This window comes from Bradyrhizobium sp. USDA 4516, from assembly GCF_054055915.1.
Window position 1 is genome coordinate 7,096,869 of record NZ_JBSRXT010000001.1, and the last position, 17,414, is coordinate 7,114,282.

Consider the following 17,414-nt stretch of genomic DNA (forward strand, 5'->3'; position numbering starts at 1 on the left):
CGCCCGGCTTGACCGGGCATGACGAACGGGGGCTGAGCGCCACAGGTGATAGCCCGCTGGCGCCGGGACACACGACCAAAATATCGAAAACAACCCCATGCAAAGGAGCCGACAGCTAGCGGTGTTCGACACGGCAACTTGACACGTCGGGCAAATCAGCGATATTTTTCCATTATTCCGAAGTCATGCGCCGCCACGCTTGGGGCTGTGACATTTGCGGACTTCTGCAACCGACCCTCATGGTGACGAGGCGCACCGCGCCGTCGTTGCGTCCCCACTTGCGGCTTTGATCGCCCGGCTCGACCGGTCGAATCCCAGAGACAGTTGTGCTCGAACCGAGAGACCGCGGCGTACTGGATCGCCCGCTTTCGCGGACGATGACAGTCGTAGTGGGGCGCGCCGCTGCGGGAGCTTGCGCCGTCGGGATGGCGATTTGGGTCAACCGGAGTGCTGAGCTTTCTCGGGGCCGGCTTGCCTGGCCGATCATGGGTGCCGTATTCTGCCAAAGCAACCTGAAGTTGATGACCAACGAGGAGCCGCTATCGTGATCGCGACGCAGCCCGGGGCTGTCACCAGCGAGCTGTTTCAAATCGCCTCTGAAGTCCCGGAACAGCGCCGCGATGCAGTGCTCGAGAGCATCAACAGCATCATCGACACGAATTGGCTGACGGAGGAAAAGTTCTGGTCCCGCGAACACTCTCCGTTCAAGCCCGACCACGGCATTGTCCTGCTCCACCACGGCGGTGAATGCGTGGCTTACCTCATCATTCAGCGCCTCGCCGTTGCCAGCACGTCGGTGATCTATCTCTCGGGTACCGCCGTCAGAGACACGCATCGTGGTCGCGGCTCTTTCAAGCGGATGTTCGATGCCGCTATGACGGCGGAGTTCGGTCACCCGGCGGCACCGGCTGACTTCTGCTTGTGCTGGCGGACGAGAAATCCCGTCATCTACGTGCTGGGTCGCGCGCAGTGCCGCAGCGTCGTGCCCGCTATCTCGGAGGACACGCACGCGGATGATCTCGACGATCTCTGTCTCAAACTGGCTGCAACCCTGTACCCTCGTCAAACCGTCGAGAAGACGACGATGGTGATGCGGGGGGCCTATGGCCGGCTTCGCTATCGCGATGAGCCGACGACCCAAACCTCGCCGGATGTCGACCGATGGTTCGCGCAGACCATCCCCAACAGCGCTGACGCGGTGTTCTGTGCCGGATTGGCGAGCAATCGCTGGTCACGGCACCGGGCAGCGTTGCCAAGGACTGGATAGCCCCAGACGGGCAACTCGGTGGCAGGCGCTGCCTGTCATAGCGCGCAAAATCGAATGGCTCCGCGCGCAAATTCGTGAGTCACGCCGTCGTTCGCCGGGCGCCTTTGTCGCGCCGAGTACCGAACATGCCGGAGGTTGGATGATGGCGCCCGAGGGGGCGACTCTGGTTTCGCCTACAGCGCCATCGCAGTCGGCGAAGGGCCAAAATACCAGCGCGTGCGCTATCTCGAATATCCGAGTGACCGAGGGCAGAGTGCGTCTTCGATCGGTCTGCTCCTTGTTTTCGCACTTTGTGAACGCGTCCAGTCTGGGGTAAACAGGTCCCTTGGCATCGTCGAACGAGGCCCATTGTCGCCAATGGCCCGCAGTCGGACGGATCACAATGCCGGAGAAACAGCCAAGCGCCGATATGGAGGCTGCTCTCAAGCACTGGCTCGAAACCGTTGATCTCGGCCAGTATAGCGACCTCTTTGTCCTGCATCGCATCGGTTTGGACATCCTGCCCGATTTGACCGAGCAGGATCTGGTCGAACTTGGACTTCCGCTGGGAGACCGCAAGCGCTTGCAGCGCGCGGTTGCTTCCCTGACCCGTTCGGCAAAAGGTCCCGCCGGCGGTAGGAGCGTCGCGGAAAGCGCGGCGGTGAGCGCCGAGCGGCGCCAGCTGACCGTGATGTTCTGCGACATGGTCGGTTCGACCTCGCTGTCCGAGCAGTTCGATCCCGAAGACGTCCGCGACGTGATCGCGAGCTTCAGGGAAAAGTGCGTCAGCGTGGTCAAGCGGTACGAAGGCTTCGCGGCCCGCTACCTTGGGGACGGCATTCTGGTCTATTTTGGCTATCCGAATGCGCATGAGGATGACGCCGAGCGGTCGGTGCGTGCGGCGCTCGAAATTGTACGGAGCCTGTCGTCGGCGAGAGCGAGCGACGCCCGCGACGTTGCAAGTCATGGGCCCAGTGTGCGCATCGGGATTGCGACCGGCCTTGTTGTCGTCGGAGACCTGGTTGGACAGGACACCGAGGAGCACGATTCCGCAGTCGGCGAGACGCCAAATCTGGCTGCCCGTCTGCAGGCCTTGGCGCCTCCGGACGGCGTCGTGATTGCGTCTTCGACGCAATCCCTGCTGAGAGGAAAGTTCGACTACCAGGACTTCGGATTTCACGCGCTGAAGGGGATATCCGCGAAGGCCCAGGCCTGGCTCGTGGTTCGGCCCTGCCGCGCCGAGACGCGATTTGCCGCAGCCATGGGCTCCCGATTGACGCCGCTGGTCAACCGCACCGAAGAGGTGGCGTTGCTGCTCACGCGTTGGCAGCAAGCGAAAGCCCATGAGGGGCAGGTCGTGCTGCTGACGGGCGAGCCGGGAATTGGAAAATCCAGGATCGTTCAGGAATTGCGGGAGCGGATCGCGGGTGATCAGCACGGACAAGTTTCGTTCCAGTGCTCTCCCTATTACAGCAGCACCGCTTTTCACCCCTTCATCGAGCATCTCAAATTCTCGCTCGGCCTTGACGGCGAGAACGCGTCTGCGCTTTGGCTGACAAAGCTTGAAGCTGGTGTCGCCGCCTCGAACGGCGAGGCGGACACAGTGGTGCCGATCCTTGCGGCGTTGCTTTCAATTCCCACCGGGGACCGCTACGCGGCCCTGGATCTCTCGCCGCAACAGCTGAAGGATGCGACGATCGCCACGCTCGTCAACCATCTGCTCGCGCAAGCGCGCGAGCAGACGCTCCTGATCGATTTTGAGGACGCACATTGGATCGATCCCACCTCGCGGGCCGTGCTCGATCTGCTGGTGGAGAACGTTCGCACCACGTCGATCCTTGTCGTGATCACCTGTCGTCCGGAGTTTCAGCCGGGCTGGAAGGATCACGCGCACACCATCAGTGCGAACCTCAAGCGTCTCGGCCGACAGGTCCGCACGATATTGGTCGAACGTGTGGCTGGAGAAAAGGAGCTTCCCCGAGAGGTGATTGAGGACATCATTGTCAAAACCGATGGCGTGCCGCTCTTCCTTGAAGAGCTGACCAAGGCCGTTCTCGAATCCGACGTCTTGACTGAGCAACATGGACGTTACGTCTTGTCCGGTCCGTGGCATCAGCTCGCTATTCCCGCGACATTGAACGATTCCCTGATGGCCCGCCTCGACCGGATGGGATCGTTCAAGAAAATCGCGCAGATCGGCGCTACCATCGGCCGCGAGTTTTCTTATGAGATCCTTCGCGAGGTTGCCGAAGCGCCGGCGGACCAGATCGAAGCCGCCCTGAACCATCTGGAGGCAGCCGGATTAATCGTCCGCTTCGGCTTTCTGCCGGAGGCGCTGTACTCGTTCAAGCACGTGATGATCCAGAATGCGGCGCATGAAAGCTTGTTGCACAGGGAAAGACGGACGCTGCACGCCAAGATCGGACGCGTGCTGGCCGAAAAATATCCGGAAAAGATCGAGCGCGAACCGGAGCTTCTCGCCTACCACCTGACCGAGTCTGGACAAAGCGAGCCGGCTGCGGGTTTCTGGCTCAAGGCCGGAAAGCAGGCCGCAATGAAGGGTGCGACTCTGGAGGCGATCGGTCATTTGCGTCGTGGGCTCGGGGTTCTGCAAGCCTCACCCGGCATGCAGGGCCGAAACGAGTCCGAGCTTGAGCTTCGCATCGCCCTGGGCACCGCCCTGATCGCGGCAAAGGGATACGCCGTGCGGGAAGTCGAGGAGAACTATGTTCGCGCACTCGAACTCGGCCGGAATCTTGGCAACATGGCGAAGGTCTTTGCGGCGACGCGCGGACTTTGGGTGTGCCACTTCATCCGCGGCGATCTCGCACGGGCGCATGAGCTGAGCGCGGAGCTCCTGCAGTTCGCAAGGCGCGAGGCATCGAACCAAAGTTCGTCCGCGACGCAACAGACGGGATATCTGATCGAGGCGCATCGGGCGATCGCGATGACCATGCTGTACCGCGGGCGGTTTGTCGCCGCCGAACATCACCTTCATCGCTTCAGGAATCTGTACAGTCCTGATCTACACGGCGCCCTGACGGCAACGCATGGCATCCATCCTGGCATCGTCTCGCTCTCGTATCTCGGGTACGTGTCGTGGTTTCTGGGCCGTCCTGACGCGGCGCGCCGATATAGCCAGCAGGCTATTTCGGAAGCGGAAGACCTTCGCCACCCCTTCACGCTGTCATTTGCGCTGACATTCGGCGCTTACGTTTGCCAGCATCTCCGCGATGTCGAAGGGACCCACGACTACACCAACAGGGCACTGGCTCTCTCATCGGAACACGGCTTCCTGCATTGGAAGCATCAGACAACCATCCTGCGAGGATGGGCGATGACCGAGCTCGGGAATGTCGATGAGGGATTGAACCAGATGCGAATGGCTATCGACGGTTACGAGGGCATGAGCGCCCGGCTAGCCAGTTGCTGGTTCAGAAGCCTGCTCGCGAAGGCTTATGCAAGTGCCGGCTTGCCGGATGCTGCCTTGCACGAACTCGACAGCGCACTGGCGATCGGGAGAAGAACGGGAGAGCATTTTTACGAAGCCGAGATCTATCGTCTGCAAGGTGAGATGACGCTCAATGATTCGAGATCATCGTCCGTTGAATCCGCCGAGCGAATGTTCCTCGCCTCGATCGAGCTGGCGCGCAGGCAAAGCGCGCGGTCCTTTGAATTACGGTCAGCTGTCAGCCTGGCGCGCTTATGGCGACATTCCGGCAAACAGGCGCGAGCAGCCGAGCTGCTGCTACCCGTTGTCCGAACATTCACGGAAGGTCTAGGTACGCCTGACGTCAAGGAAGCGCTCGAGCTGGCGAATGAACTGGCGATGGAAATGCCCGGAGATCATGAATGGAGCGGGCGGGTCTGAGGATAGCGAGGCGCCCCGGCGCCATCCGCCCCCTTACGCCTGATCGTCGTCACCACGCATCGCAGATGAATGATGGTGTTCGCTTCGGCCCAAGGTTCGCTAGGGCGGCAACGTTGGGTGGATGCTGTTCCGGCGGTTTGCGCCGGATTGATCAGCGGTTGGCGATGCTGCTGGCCTCGATTGGCGAGGCAACGTCGTCCCGTTCGATCCGGGCTTCGTTCGCGCGAATGCGTGACGGCCATCCGTGCCGCGAGGCCAGGGTCGTCAGCCTGTCCCTGACGAGATAATGCGCGGGGCCTTCGAGGAAGCGCCAGACGAGCCATGCCAGCACCACCATGCCCGTCACGACCAGCGCGGTCGACAGCGCGTCCGGCGTTGGTGTGATCAAGAGCAGGATGACGTAGCCGAGCTGCAGATGCAGCAGATAGAGCGGATAGGTGATGCCGCCGACGGCCCTGACGAGGCCTGCAGGCAGGGCTACCGACTTGATGCGAGTGGCGGCGAACACGATGCCGAGCGAGACGATGCAGATCACCGTCACGACGCGGGGATCGAAGCTGCCATGGGTGTGGACGCCGAGCCGCTCCAGCTTGTGCACGGCCTGGAACGTCGCCGTGCCGATCGCCAGCGTCAGCAGGCTGTACAGCCTGGTGTCGCGCCGTCCCCGGTAGTGCTCATAGATCAGGAGCCCGACGGCGAAGAAGCCGCTGTCGTCGGCCATGAACAGCTTTTCGAACAGCGGAACGTCGAGGGTCAGCTCGTTGGCGAAGGTGATTGCGATCCACGCCACGATGATCGTGTCGATGCGCCGCGGAAAGATGCCCCAGGTCAGGAACAGCGCGATCCAGACGTAGAACACGACCTCGATCACCAGCGACCAGTAGGCGTCGTCCATGTAGGGCTGACCGAGCATCGGGGCCGCGATGAACAGGTTTGTCAGCCATTGCCCCCACGTCACGTGGAAGTACGCGTGGCCCAACAGCAGCGTCGCGAGGAAGGTCAGCGTCATGCAGATGACGAAGGTCGGATAGATCCGGCTGAAGCGGGCGATCGCGAAACCGACCGGCGTGCGGCCTTCGGCGGAATAGGCGATGACGAAGCCAGAGATCGCGAAGAACACGGGGACGCCGAGGAAGCCGTATTGCGCGACCGGGGCGAGGTACGGCATTGCCACCTTTTGCACGCCGTTCGATGCCACGCCCCAGAAGCCGTAGTGATACAGGATCACGGCCCCGACCGCGGCAAGCCGCAGCAGGTCCAGCATGGGAACCCGGGTCGGATCCGGTTGTTTAGAAGCGCTCGGCATATATCCGCTATCGTGGCGGCGAGGCATGAAGGCGTTCTTAATCCACCCGGCGAGACGACCGCGCGGTCGTTCACGATTGCAGGAGCCCCGTGGCGATGCCGCCGGCCGCGCTGAGCACGACCACCACGAGCGGCGGCGCGCGCCATGCCGTGAGCAGGACGAAGCCGGCCAGCGCGATGCCGAAATCGAGCGGACGGTGGACGCTGCTGGTCCACACCGGATTGTAGAGCGCGGCCCCCAGAATGCCGACGACGGCGGCGTTGACGCCGCGCATCATGGCCTGCGCCGCCGGCCGTTTGCGAAAGCTATCCCAGAACGGCAGCGCCGCGAGCAGCACGAGAAGTCCCGGCAGGAAGATGCCGACGAGGCCGACGATCGCGCCCGGCAGGCCGCCGATCACGGCGCCGAGATAGGCGGCAAAGGTGAATAGCGGACCCGGCACCGCCTGCGCGGCGCCGTAGCCGGTCAGGAACGCATCGTCGCCGATCCAGCCCGGCGTCACCACGGCTTCGCGCAGCAGCGGCAACACGACGTGGCCGCCGCCGAACACCAGCGCGCCCGAGCGGTAGAAGGCCTCGAACAGGCCGAGGCCGGGCCATGTCCGCGACAGCAGCGGCAGTCCGACCAACAGCGCGACGAACAGGATCAGCGCTGCGCCGCCAACGCGGCGCGATACCGGCATCGCGATATGGGTGACCCCGCTGGCCTGTTGCGCCTGGCAGAACCAAAGCCCGGCGACAGCGCCGAGAATGATCGCGCCGATCTGCGCGATCGACGACGAACTGGCGAGGATGACGAGTGCTGCGACCGTCGCGATCGAGGCGCGTTCGCGATCGGGGCAAAGCGAGCGCGCCATGCCCCAGACGGCCTGGGCGACGATCGCCACCGCAACCAGCTTGAGGCCATGCACCAGGCCGCTACCCGCAGGGCCGCTCAATCCGCTGGCGCCGAAGGCAAACAGCACGAGCGCGATCGCCGAGGGCAGCGTGAATCCGGTCCAGGCGGCCAGCGCCCCCAGGTACCCGGCGCGCATCAGGCCGAGCGAAAAGCCGACCTGGCTGCTCGCAGGGCCCGGCAGGAATTGGCAGAGCGCGACCAGATCCGCATAGGCCTGTTCGTCAAGCCAGCGCCTGCGGGTGACGAACTCGTCGCGGAAATAGCCGATATGGGCGATCGGGCCGCCGAAGCAGCTGACGCCGAGCTTGAAGAAGATGAGCAGCACCTCCAGCGGCGAGTGCGTCGAGCTCGCGGTGGCGGGCGGTGTGCCGGGCTGCGGGACGTCGGTGTTGTTCAAGCGTCGTCAATTCCCGCAACTTGTGTCCAGGTCAGGACTTGTCAGCGCGAGTATATCGCCATTCGATGACGTTTGAGCGCCTTATTTCTCGCGGCTCTCACTCGTAGCGGATGTTCTTCGACGGCCGGCGCGCGGCGGGCATCGCCAGCACGACGAGACAGAGCGCGATCATCGCCAATCCCATAAATTCGAATGCAAATGCGTCCACGGGCCATTCTCCCCATCAGAAACAGTTAGACTTGTTGGGGGAGCGTTGACGCGCTGTTAAGCCTTATGGTTACCGCAGCCGGCCTCGGCGCATGGTAGAGAGTGAGTTAACGCTCACATGGCGCGTTAGGCGGCCACGCTGAGCGGTCCGGTGCGCAGCTTCAGATCCACCGGCGTCGGGTTGCGCAGGATGTCCAGCACGGGGCAATGACGGTCGACGGTTTCCTTCAGCCGGGCGATGTCAGCCGCGGAGGCCGGACTGTCGATGGCGACCTCGGCCTCGATCTGTTGAAAGCCGGCGCGCACGTCTGGATCGACGCTGAAGAAGCCGCGCAGATCGATGGCGCCCGACAGCTTGTCGGAGACGCCGTTGAGGGGAATGCCGAGCGCGTCGGCATAGAGCCGATAGGTGATCTCCTGGCATGAGCCGAGCGCGGCGAGGATGTACTCGACCGGGTTCGGTGCGGTGTCCTTGCCGCCCAGCGCCGGCGGCTCGTCGACGCTGACGTTGAATTGCCGCACGGCAACGCGGCTATTGACGCCGTCGCCGAGTTGCGAAGTCGCCTGGAACACGGCCTGCGCCTGCGCCGGATCGGCGCCGAGCGCCTGTTGGGTGTCTGCGAAAACCTGCTTGAACCTGAAGCTCATCGTTCGTCTCCCCCATGGCATCGATCATGAGAGGCTGATCGAACGGCCCATGCAGGGCAATAGTCGCGAGATAAAAACGACAGCAGCTCCGCGAAGCGCGAAATTTGCAGCAGCATTTTTCCCGCGCGCGTCGATGCGTAGGATGAGTAGAGCCAACGGGGCCGCGCAAGGCGCGTCCAGATGATAGAACTCCGCGAAACCCATAGTGGTGCCGTTCGCGAGATGAGCTGATGGGTTTCGCTGCGCTCTACCCATCCTACGGGCTACCCATCCTGCCGTGTCACGCGGCGAGGGCGTCCTGGTTGATCTCACCCTTGGCGAGCGCCGTCAGCAGCGTGTCGACGTGCCGCTCTTCGTCGAGACTGTCGTGCAGGAGCCGCTGGTCGTCGCGCAGGTTGAGCTGGCCTGCGAGGGCGGCCGCGCTGCCATAGGCGGCGATCTCGTAATGCGCGAGCTTCTGCGCCGACGCGACGAGGCCGGCATCGCGCAGATTGTCGTCGGGCAGCAGCGAGACCATCTTGGCGGTCTCGTGGATCAGCGCCTGCATGGCCTGGTCGGTGTGCTCCAGCGGATCGGCCCCGTGCATCCGCAGCAGCGACTTCAACCGCTCGCCCTGCACGATGGTCTCGCGGTGATGGCGGCTGAACGCATCCTTGAGCGACGGATGCGAGGCGATCTCCGCCATCCGCGCCAGCGCCACGGCGAGCTGCTCCTCGACGCTTGCGAGTTCCTGAAGCTCGGCGACATACATGTCCTTGAAGCTGGTGATCCTCATCGTGAATCCTTTCTTGTTTCGGCGTTCAAGCGGTGTGGCCGCCGGAACCGGAATCGACCGGCGTCTTCTTGGCGCGTTGTGGCGTCATCTTCGCCGGGTCCGGTTGCCCGGGCACGCCGCGCGGCCCGAGTTGCTGTCGCTGCAGATCGTCCTCGGAGAAGGGCGGCTCGACGCCGTTCGGGTTGCTGCGCTCGATCGCGGTTTTCAGGTCGTCATCGCGCTGGTTCATGCTGGCGCTCCATCATCACGGCGGCACGGAACCTGGATCGGACGAGGCGGCACGTTCCGCGCTGCACGGCCAACGATGCGCGCGCGAAATCGTTGCAAACAAATCGGGGGCGCGGCGCTACGCCACGAGCTTCGGCAGCGCGGCCGCGAGCGCATCCACCGCAAAGCGGATCTTGAGTGGCAGTCGCGGCGTCGGCAGCCACAGCGCGTGGCAATCGTAGGGAAATTCCCCGCTGTCGCCGAGAACGCGGACCAGCGCGCCGGTGTCGAGGCGTTCGCGCACCAGCCAGGAGGGCAGCCACGCCAGCCCCATGCCGCGCGCTGCGGCATCCGCGATGGCTTCGAGGTCGTCGAGCCTGAGCCGCCCGGCCGGCCAGACCTCGTGCGGCGCAAGACCGGCGCGCGGGAACAGCCAGGGGCGAACGCGGCCCGAGCGGCGGTAGACGATCGCCTGGTGCCGGCCGAGCTCGTCGAGCGTGCGCGGCCTGCCATGGGCCTTCAGATAGGCGCGCGAGCCGCACACCACCATGCGCTGGCGCGTGATGCGCCGCGCGATCACGCCGGATTGCTCGTTGAGCTCGCCGGTCCTGATCGCAAGGTCGTGACCGCCCTCCATCAGATCGGCGATCGGATCGCCGAACGAAAGATCGAGCTCGAGCGCGGGATATTTCTGCGCGAGCTTCAGCAGCGTGGGGACGATGCAGTAGCGGCCGAGCAGCGCCGGCATCGTCACCCGCAGCCGCCCGCGCGGCTGCGACGATTGATCGGAGGCGAGCGCGTCGGCCGCCTCGGCCTCGCCGAGCACGATGCGGCAGCGCTCGTAATAGGCTTGCCCTGAATCGGTCAGGCTCTGCCGCCGCGTGGTGCGATGGAGCAGGCGGACGCCGAGCCGTTGTTCGAGGAAGCGCACATGCTTGCCGACCATCGGGGCCGACATCTCGAGCGCATCGGCGGCGGCCGCGAACGAGCCGAGATCGACCGCCCTGACGAAGACGGCCATGCTGGTGAGGCGATCCAATTCAAAACTCCTGGTTTCGATTGTCGGAGCTACCGGGTGATTTATCCGGCGATCGCCGCCGGGCATAGCGGCATTCCATTCAATTGTTTTGGAGTTCGCCCATGGCCCGCGGCGTCCGCTTTCACCAGCATGGTGGTCCCGAGGTGCTGCGTATCGAGGAGATCGCGGTTGCGCCGCCGGCGCCCCGCGAGGTTCAGATCCGAGTCAAGGCGCTCGGGCTCAACCGCGCCGAGGCCTCGCTGCGCCGGGGCAGCTATATCGAGACCGCGACGCTGCCGTCCGGCCTCGGGCTGGAAGCCGCCGGGATTGTCGCGGCGATCGGCGAAGGCGTCGAAGAATTTGCGCCGGGCGATGCCGTGAGCATCGTGCCGCCGGTCTCGATGGTGCGCTGGCCGGCCCATGCCGAGCTCGCGACCTTTCCGGCGGAGCTTGTCGTCAAGCATCCGCCCGCGCTCGATTTTGAAACGGCCGCTGCGGTGTGGATGCAGTATCTCACCGCGTTCGGTGCGCTGGTCGATCTTGCAAGGCTCGGGCGAGGCGAGTTCGTCGTCATCACAGCGGCGTCGAGCAGCGTCGGGCTCGCGGCGATCCAGATCGCCAACCGTATCGGCGCGGTCCCGATAGCGGTGACGCGGACATCGGCCAAGGCGCAGGCGCTGCGCGAGGCCGGCGCGGCGCACGTGATCGCGTCGGCGGAGCAGGATCTGCAATCAAGGCTGGAGCAGATCGCGGGACCGAACGGCGTGCGCGTGGTGCTCGATGCCGTCGGCGGCCCCGCCTTCGTGCCGCTGACGGCGGCGATGGCACCCGGCGGCATCCTGATCGAATATGGTGGACTCTGTCCTGAGCCGACGCTGTTTCCGCTCGCCAACGTGCTCGGCAAGAGCCTGACCCTGCGCGGCTACCTCGTGCACGAGATCGTGCGCGATCCCGCGCGGCTTACCGCGGCGAAGGCGTTCATCCTCGACGAGCTTGCCGATGGCACCTTGAGGCCGATCATCGCCAGGACGTTTGCGTTCGAGGAGATCGTCGAGGCGCACCGGTACCTGGAGTCGAACACGCAGTTCGGCAAGATCGTGGTGACGGTGTGAGGGTCGCACCAACGTCATTGCAAGCGAAGCGAAGCAATCCATCGGCTCGCATGCACGGAGGTATGGATTGCTTCGTCGCTGCGCTCCTCGCAATGACGGCGGAAAGACCTCACGTCCCGCAGAACGTCTGCGTCACGCGCTGCTCGGGGAGCGGCGGATCGGCGTAGGCCGCGAACTGCGGCTGGTCCTCATAGGGTTTTGCCAGCACCGTCAGCAATTCCTCGAACGGCGCGTAGTCATCCGAGTTCACCGCAGCCGCAATCACCGCCTCGATCCGGTGGTTGCGCGGGATGAAGGCCGGATTGACCGCCTGCATCGCGGCCTTGCGCTCGGCCGGCGCTTGCGGCTCCAGCGCGAGGCGGGTGCGCCAGCGGGCGGCCCATTCGTCGAACGCCGCGGGATCGGTGAACTGCGCGCGGACGTCCGCGGCGTCATCGCTTGCGGCCTCGCCGAGATGGCGGAAGGTCAGCGTGAAGTCGGCCGCGTTCTTGGCCATCGCGTCGAGCAGGTCCTGGATCAGCGCCTCGTCACCGTCGCGCACGGTGAACAGGCCGACCTTGGCGCGCAGGCCGGCGTTATAGGCTGCGGTGAACTTTTCGGGGAATTCGCCGAGGATCACTTGCGCCTGCTCGATGGCCTTCTCCTCCGCGAACAGCGGCAGCAGGCATTCGGCGAGCCGGGTCAGATTCCACAACGCGATGCGCGGCTGGTTGGCATAGGCGTAGCGGCCCATCTCGTCGATCGATGAGAACACCTGCGCCGGGTTGTAGGCATCAAGGAAGGCACAGGGACCGTAATCGATGGTTTCGCCCGAGATCGAGGTGTTGTCGGTGTTCATCACGCCGTGGATGAAGCCGACCAGGAGCCAGCGCGCGACCAGCGCGGCCTGCCGCGCCACGACGCCGGCGAGCAGCGCGTGATAGGGCTGGGCGGCGTCCGTCAGCTCGGGATAGTGCCTGGCGATGACATGGTCGGCGAGCGCGCGCACGCCGTCGGTGTCGCCGCGGGCGGCGAAGAACTGGAAGGTGCCGACGCGGATGTGGCTCGCGGCGACGCGGGTCAGCACCGCACCGGGCAGCGCGGTCTCGCGCATCACGGGCTCGCCGGTGACGACGGCGGCGAGCGAGCGGGTGGTCGGGATGCCCAAAGCGAACATCGCCTCGCTGACGATGTATTCGCGCAAGACCGGACCGAGCGCAGCTCGGCCGTCGCCGCGGCGGGAGAACGGGGTCGGGCCGGATCCCTTGAGCTGAATGTCGCGGCGGACGCCGTCCTTGTCGATGACCTCGCCGAGCAGGATGGCGCGGCCGTCGCCGAGCTGGGGAACAAAGTGCCCGAATTGATGGCCGGCATAGGCCATGGCGATCGGGTCGGCGCCGTCAGGCAGCCGCTTTCCGGCAAGGATCTCGGCGCCCTCCGGCGCCGACAGCAGGTCCGGGTCCAGCCCGAGCTGGACCGCGAGCGGCCGGTTCAGCTTGATCAGCCGGGGGGCGGCGACCGGGGTCGGCGCGACACGGGCGAAAAAGTTCGCCGGCAGCGCCGAATAGGTGTTCTGGAACGGGAAATGAATGGTCATATCCCGAAGATAGGCCTGCGGGCCGAATAGGCAAACGATTGGCGCCCATCTGGCGCCGGATCGCAGCAAAATCTGCAGTTTCGGGCCAAAAGCGGGCGTTCCCTTGGTTGCCGCCCCGAGCGGGCTCGGGTAAACCCAGCGCCTTCGGATAGGAAGTTTCCTATCGCGATTCTCCTCCGACATCAGTTTTTGGAACGACTATGCATCGCTACCGGTCACACACATGCGGCGCGCTCCGAGAGGGCGATATCGACCAGACGGTCCGGCTTTCGGGTTGGGTTCACCGGGTCCGCGACCATGGCGGCGTGCTGTTCGTCGATCTGCGCGACCATTACGGCATCACCCAATGCGTGGCAGATCCGGACTCGCCGGCATTCGTCGAGGTCGAGAAGTTCCGCTCCGAATGGGTGGTGCGGATCGACGGCAAGGTGCGCCGCCGTCCCGCCGGCACCGACAATCCGGAGCTGCCGACCGGCATGGTCGAGATCTACATCAAGGAGATCGAGGTGCTGGGCCCGGCGGCCGAGCTGCCGCTGCCGGTGTTCGGCGAGCAGGAATATCCTGAAGATATCAGGCTGAAATACCGCTTCCTCGACCTGCGTCGCGAGAAGCTGCACCAGAACATCATGACCCGTGGCGCGGTGGTCGATTCCATGCGCAAGCGGATGAAGGAGCAGGGCTTCTTCGAATTCCAGACCCCGATCCTGACGGCATCCTCGCCGGAAGGCGCGCGCGACTTCTTGGTGCCCTCGCGCATCCATCCCGGCAAGTTCTACGCGCTGCCGCAGGCGCCGCAGCAGTACAAGCAGCTGTTGATGATGTCGGGCTTCGACCGCTACTTCCAGATCGCGCCGTGCTTCCGCGACGAGGACCCGCGCGCCGACCGTCTGCCGGGCGAGTTCTATCAGCTCGACGTCGAGATGAGCTTTGTCACCCAGGACGACGTGTTCGCGGCGATGGAGCCTGTGATCACCGGCGTGTTCGAGGATTTTGCCAAGGGCAGGCCGGTCACGAAGAACTGGCCGCGGATTCCGTTTGCGGAGGCCGTGCGCAAATACGGCTCCGACAAGCCCGATTTGCGCAACAAGATCGTGATGCAGGAAGTCTCCGAGCACTTCCGCGGCTCCGGCTTCAAGGTGTTCGCGCGCATGCTCGAAGACCCGAAGAACCAGGTCTGGGCGATCCCGGGCACCGGCGGCGGCAGCCGCGCGTTCTGCGATCGCATGAACTCGTGGGCGCAGGGCGAAGGCCAGCCCGGCCTCGGCTACATCATGTGGCGCGAGGGCGGCGAGGGCGCAGGCCCCTTGGCGAACAACATCGGCCCCGAGCGCACCGCTGCGATCCGCGACCAGCTCGGACTGAAGGAAGGCGATGCGGCGTTCTTCGTCGCCGGCGATCCCGAGAAATTCTGGAAGTTCGCGGGTCTCGCGCGCACCAAGCTCGGCGAGGAATTGAACCTGATCGACAAGGACCGGTTCGAGCTCGCCTGGATCGTCGACTTCCCGATGTACGAGTATGACGAGGAGAACAAGAAGGTCGACTTCTCGCACAACCCGTTCTCGATGCCGCAGGGCGGCCTCGACGCGCTGACGACGCAGGACCCGCTGACCATTAAGGCGTTCCAGTACGACATCGCCTGCAACGGCTACGAGATCGCCTCCGGCGGCATCCGCAACCACAAGCCGGAAGCGATGGTGAAGGCGTTCGAGATCGCAGGCTATGGCGAGCAGGAGGTCATCGACCGCTTCGGCGGCATGTACCGTGCGTTCCAGTATGGCGCCCCGCCGCACGGCGGCATGGCGGCCGGCCTCGACCGTATCGTGATGCTGCTCTGCGGCACCAACAATCTGCGCGAGATCTCGCTGTTCCCGATGAACCAGCAGGCCATGGACCTGCTGATGGGCGCGCCGTCGGAAGCAACGCCGAAGCAGCTTAAGGAGCTGCACATCCGCACCAACCTGCCGGCGAAGGGTTAGGCGGGCCTTCACCTCGCCCCGCCTGCGGGGAGAGGTCGGATTGCATCGTTAGATGCAATCCGGGTGAGGGGGAGCCTCCGCGAGTCCGTTCGACAGCAATTTTGCAGAAGCAGCCCCTCACCCTGACCCTCTCCCCGTAAGAACGGGGAGAGGGAAAAGCAGGTAAGGGCCCAGCAATCACAACCCCGTCGAGGCCTCGATCCGGAACTGCGCCAGCGCCGATTGCGGATCGGTCTTGAGCAGCTGCATCAGCTGAAGCGCCGGCGCCTTCGCGCGTGGAGTCAGCTTGATGACCAGCGTCTGCCCCGGCGTCTCGATGAACTGGCCGATCGCTGTGACGAGCGCGGTGGCGTCGGGATTGGCTCCGCCGATCTCGCCGCCCTGCGCCTTGATGGCGTCGAGGATGACCTTGCGCGCCTCGTCGCGGCTGATGTTCCGGGTGAGCGCAAATTGAGCGACCGCGAGATCGATGACGCCGAGGTCGTGGACCGTGAGCTCGATCGTGCCGGCTTCGATCTGCGCGGCAGCGCCCATCGCTTCCGCGGCGCTGGTCGAGAATGCCTCGCGCGGCACGTTGTCGAGCGTGACCTTTGCCGACGCGTTCAGCAGGCCCGCGATGTCGAGCTTGACCGGCTCGAGCGCGAACGCGCGTGAGGTCTCGGTCCAGACGGCGCCGAGATCGGCATCGACGGCCATCCGGTCGATCCCGGCAGCGACGAGCGGTTGCTGCCGCGGATCGGCCGCATCGAGCGGCGCCGCCAGCTTCGCGGTCAGCCGCAGCTTGCTCGGGATCGATCCGACGAACTGACCCCAGTCGAGGCTGAGGACGTCGATGTTGACCGGCTTGCCGGTGGCCTTGTAGGGCGACGCGACGCCCTTGACCTCGACGCCTTCGATCAGCGGGAATAGCGCCAGCGCCTGTTCGGCCGACGGCTTCTGCGCGGCGAACTGCGCCGAGAGCCGCATGAAGTTGGCGACGTCGAGCGACTTCAGCGCAAAGCGTCCGACCTTGATGGGACCGTTCGGCGCACGGGTATCGAGTCCCTCGACCGCAAGCTCGCCGATCTTGCCGTGTTCGAAGTTGAACCGCATCGAGGCGAGCTTGAGCGGGCCCTGCGGCGTCTCGACCGAGAGCCCATGCATCTCGGCATCTGCAATTCCGATGCCCGAATAGAGGCCGGCGACCTTGTCCAGCAGTTCGCGTGCCTGGGCGGCAGACGGCGGCGGACTCCCTTGCGGCGGGATCATTGCCAGTAGCGCCGGCAGTTGCATCCGTGACGGATTGATCCTGGTGTCGTCGACGGTCACTCCCTCGATCCGCATGTTCACACCGGGCGCGGCGGTAATGACATAAGGACCGGCCGAAACGTGTCCCTGGATCCGGTACTCCCTGTCATCGTTGGCCTTGCCTGGATCGACTATCGCCGCCATCGCGCCGACGTCGATATCGGTCGCGGCGATGTTGGCTAGCTCGCCGGTCATTTTGATCGGCTTGCCGGCCGCCTGCTGGTTGATCGTGAACACAACCTTGTCGGTTTTGCTGGACGCGACCTTTCCGTCCTTCATGTTTTCAATGGCGATGCCCGAATAGGCGAATTCGCCGCCGGCGCCGTCGCCGGCTTTTGCGGCGGCGCTGAAGGTCATCGTTCCGGTCAGGCTAGGCGCAGCGACCGATGATGCGTTGATGCTCGCGAGCAGTCCGAACGCGGACCGGTACAGCTCGAAGATCGACGACGACGCCGGAAGCTGGGGCAGGCTGGCGGGGCCGGAATAATCCTTCACCGTGATCCGCGGCGCCTTGTAGGTCAGTGAGGCGATCGTCGGGGTCGGTCCCGACATGCCGATCTCGACATCGCTGAACTCGACATTGCCGGCGGAGACCCGTGCCGCGTCGGTTTGACCGAGGCCGGTCATCGTGAGACTGGCAATCTTGACGCTGACCGGGGATTGCGTCCCCGACTCGGTGGCGACGTCCGCGATCGTCAGGGTGCGGCTCTTGACGTCGAACGTGATCTTGCCGTGGCTCGCCTTGGCGCCAGTGGCACGGACCTGCTCGAAGGCGGCCTCGACGTCGCGCGTGACCCGGCGCTGGGCGTAGAAGTCGAAACCGAAGAAGCCGGCGGCCGCGATCACAACCACGGCGATCAGGCCGAGCAGAATTTTCTTCATTCGGTCAAC

General features: G+C 64.7%; 12 protein-coding genes. 4 read left to right on the top strand and 8 right to left on the bottom strand.

Features of this window, described 5'->3' with window-relative positions:
• Positions 1–544: 544 nt before the first annotated feature.
• Together ACVI1L_RS32400 and ACVI1L_RS32405 are read left to right on the top strand one after the other, a co-directional pair.
• Complete coding sequence (locus ACVI1L_RS32400; RefSeq protein WP_456784735.1) at positions 545–1,267, top strand: hypothetical protein; 723 nt, start codon at positions 545–547, stop codon at positions 1,265–1,267.
• A gap of 382 nt (positions 1,268–1,649) precedes the next feature.
• A complete protein-coding gene (locus ACVI1L_RS32405; protein WP_456784736.1) occupies positions 1,650–5,117 on the top strand; it encodes an ATP-binding protein in 3,468 nt (1,155 codons plus the stop codon).
• 151 nt (positions 5,118–5,268) lie between these two features.
• Here ACVI1L_RS32405 and ACVI1L_RS32410 read toward each other — a convergent pair whose 3' ends face one another.
• The 6 genes from ACVI1L_RS32410 to ACVI1L_RS32435 all read right to left on the bottom strand — a co-directional run bounded on the left by ACVI1L_RS32410 (position 5,269) and on the right by ACVI1L_RS32435 (position 10,593).
• Entirely contained in the window at positions 5,269–6,381 is a 1,113-nt protein-coding gene (locus ACVI1L_RS32410) for an acyltransferase family protein (RefSeq protein WP_310879481.1), read from the bottom strand.
• A gap of 112 nt (positions 6,382–6,493) precedes the next feature.
• Positions 6,494–7,717 (bottom strand): chromate efflux transporter, encoded by a 1,224-nt coding sequence (gene chrA / locus ACVI1L_RS32415; protein WP_456784737.1) that lies wholly within the window; start codon positions 7,715–7,717, stop codon positions 6,494–6,496.
• 333 nt (positions 7,718–8,050) lie between these two features.
• Complete coding sequence (locus ACVI1L_RS32420; protein ID WP_456784739.1) at positions 8,051–8,572, bottom strand: OsmC family protein; 522 nt, start codon at positions 8,570–8,572, stop codon at positions 8,051–8,053.
• Positions 8,573–8,852: 280 nt separating this feature from the next.
• The gene (locus ACVI1L_RS32425; RefSeq protein ID WP_028344824.1) at positions 8,853–9,347 is read right to left on the bottom strand and encodes a YciE/YciF ferroxidase family protein; all 495 of its coding nucleotides are present in this window, start codon (positions 9,345–9,347) and stop codon (positions 8,853–8,855) included.
• A gap of 25 nt (positions 9,348–9,372) precedes the next feature.
• Positions 9,373–9,576: a hypothetical protein gene (locus tag ACVI1L_RS32430; RefSeq protein ID WP_253590428.1), complete on the bottom strand. Its 204-nt coding sequence runs from the start codon at positions 9,574–9,576 to the stop codon at positions 9,373–9,375.
• A 117-nt stretch (positions 9,577–9,693) separates the two neighbouring features.
• Entirely contained in the window at positions 9,694–10,593 is a 900-nt protein-coding gene (locus ACVI1L_RS32435) for a LysR family transcriptional regulator (protein ID WP_456784740.1), read from the bottom strand.
• 101 nt (positions 10,594–10,694) lie between these two features.
• Between ACVI1L_RS32435 and ACVI1L_RS32440 the strand changes: the two genes are divergently transcribed.
• Entirely contained in the window at positions 10,695–11,684 is a 990-nt protein-coding gene (locus tag ACVI1L_RS32440) for a zinc-dependent alcohol dehydrogenase family protein (protein ID WP_456784741.1), read from the top strand.
• Positions 11,685–11,793: 109 nt separating this feature from the next.
• On the opposite strand, the gene ACVI1L_RS32445 is transcribed toward ACVI1L_RS32440, so the two are convergent.
• Complete coding sequence (locus ACVI1L_RS32445) at positions 11,794–13,260, bottom strand: protein adenylyltransferase SelO (RefSeq protein WP_456784742.1); 1,467 nt, start codon at positions 13,258–13,260, stop codon at positions 11,794–11,796.
• 200 nt (positions 13,261–13,460) lie between these two features.
• Between ACVI1L_RS32445 and aspS the strand changes: the two genes are divergently transcribed.
• Entirely contained in the window at positions 13,461–15,236 is a 1,776-nt protein-coding gene (gene aspS / locus ACVI1L_RS32450; RefSeq protein ID WP_456784743.1) for an aspartate--tRNA ligase, read from the top strand.
• A gap of 177 nt (positions 15,237–15,413) precedes the next feature.
• On the opposite strand, the gene ACVI1L_RS32455 is transcribed toward aspS, so the two are convergent.
• The gene (locus ACVI1L_RS32455; RefSeq protein ID WP_456784744.1) at positions 15,414–17,405 is read right to left on the bottom strand and encodes a hypothetical protein; all 1,992 of its coding nucleotides are present in this window, start codon (positions 17,403–17,405) and stop codon (positions 15,414–15,416) included.
• Positions 17,406–17,414 lie beyond the last annotated feature (9 nt).